The following is a 337-nucleotide window of genomic DNA, read 5'->3' as shown; positions in this document are numbered from 1 at the left end:
CCGCCCACCCGCAGCCTCGGCAACGGCGTCGATCTCGGGGTCCGGGCCCGCGACCACCACGGCCCCGGGGCCGGTCCGCGCGGCGGCGTCCAGGTCCGGGTCCGCCGCCGGCGCGTCCGCGGCGGAGGTGCTGGAGGCGTTCCCCCACGTGGACGTCGCCGTGCTGCCCGGCCCAGGGGCCGTGGTGTTCGCGGGCCGGGAAGCCGAGATCGACGCCGTTGCCGAGGCTGCGGGTGGGCGGGGCTGGAAGTCCAGCCGTCTGCGGCCCAGTCACGCCTTCCACTCCCGGCTGCTGGAGCAGAGATTGGAGGACGTCCGCGCCGTGGTGCGTGGGTTG

Annotated in this window: 1 protein-coding gene; it reads left to right on the top strand. The window is 77.2% G+C overall.

Annotated features, from left to right (window positions below; all coding sequences use genetic code 11):
* Positions 1–127: 127 nt before the first annotated feature.
* Positions 128–337: hypothetical protein (locus PUR56_RS17480; RefSeq protein ID WP_329949604.1), on the top strand; the 210-nt coding region annotated here is incomplete at its 3' end.

Origin of the sequence: Streptomyces sp. BE303 (genome assembly GCF_036290945.1) — a bacterium.
Classification (GTDB): domain Bacteria; phylum Actinomycetota; class Actinomycetes; order Streptomycetales; family Streptomycetaceae; genus Kitasatospora.
The sequence above is the reverse complement of the archived record's forward strand: the minus strand, read 5'-3'. Positions and strand labels throughout refer to the sequence as shown.